At 54.8% G+C, this 1,351-nt stretch carries 2 protein-coding genes; one reads left to right on the plus strand and one right to left on the minus strand.

The window, feature by feature from the left end; all coding sequences use genetic code 11:
• Window positions 1-549 (plus strand): GntR family transcriptional regulator (locus J5224_RS27920; RefSeq protein ID WP_264628377.1); only part of this gene is annotated, 549 nt, incomplete at its 5' end.
• 45 nt (window positions 550-594) lie between these two features.
• On the opposite strand, the gene J5224_RS27925 is transcribed toward J5224_RS27920, so the two are convergent.
• On the minus strand, window positions 595-1,351 hold a 757-nt coding region (locus J5224_RS27925), incomplete at its 5' end, for an ADP-ribosylglycohydrolase family protein (RefSeq protein WP_264628378.1).

The raw sequence follows: 1,351 nt of genomic DNA on the forward strand, positions 1-1,351 counted from the left end.
GCGCTGGAACTGCTGGCCGAGCAGGAGATTGTGGTGCGCGGTCGCGGTTACGGCACTTACGTTAACCACCAACTTGAATATCACCTCAAACCGGCAATGGGTTTTTCCCAGCAGGTGGTGGCAACAGGAAAAACGCCGGGCACGCTGTGGATCAGTAAAACGCGAGTCCCTTGCCGGGCGGAAATTGCGGAGCATTTGCAGCTCTCAGCGGGCTGCGACGTCTATCTTCTTAAACGCGTGCGTGATATTGACGGCGAGCCTGTCTCCATTGAAGAGAACTATGTGCCACAGCACTTGATTACCGACGTTGAACAGATCGATATTTCACTCTATGCGTATTTCCGCAGCCAGGGCATTGCGCCGGTTCGAACGCGCAACTGGGTATCGGCGCAATCGGCGTCGCACGAGTTTATCCAGTGTGTGAATACGCCAGCAACGCTCCCCGTGTTGGTGGTGAAATCGCTGGCGTTTGATATCAATCAGCGTCCGCTCGATTACAGCATCAACTATTGCCGTGCCGATATGTATGTCTTCTATTCAGAGGACTAGCGCCTGCCTTAAGGGGACAGACGCCATGATCACATTCGCTTTTGTTCAAACGGCCATGCGGCGCTGACGTAACCGCGCTAACGCAGAACTGTATGCATCGATATCCAGCGCGTTAACCTCATCCAACTGCCGTTTAAAATCCGAATCAATGCTTTCAACACCGTGGATTGCACCACAGATAGCGGTTGCCATGGCGCCGATGGTGTCGGTATCGCCACCCAGATTGGCGCACAGAATGGCACAGCGGTTCGGCTCGGTGTGCGCCAACTCTACCATTGCAATGGCGGCGGGCACGGACTGTATGATCTCCGTCCCGGTGCCAATCAGTTGATAAATCTGCTCCAGCGCGGTGTCGTCATCGGGCGCATTCTGCACGGTATCCAATGCCAATTGCAGACGGGCGGACAAGGCCGGGCTGTAGGTTGTTACGCGTTTTTCCTGCGCGGCTTGTGCCACGGCGGGTAATGCAGTCCGAATCTCCGACCAGCTTTTTTCCGCAATTCCCTGAGATACCGCCCAGGCAATAACGGTCGCGCCAGCTACGGCGATGTCTGATTTGTGCGTTGGACTAGACGCGAGCGCCACTGCATCAATGAAATCGGATAATGGCATGGGCGGAAGCAGACAGCCCAGCGGAGAAATGCGCATCGCCGAGCCATTGGTGATACCGTTGTTTTCCAGTGAATCGATATCCGCACCCTGTTTCAGGGCAAAAAGCGCCGTTTTGGAACTGGGGCCCAGAATATTCTTCTCAAAGGCACCAAACTGTAGCGCCCAGTTGAGGATGTGGTTACCAATAACG

Source organism: Candidatus Symbiopectobacterium sp. NZEC135, from assembly GCF_025962695.1.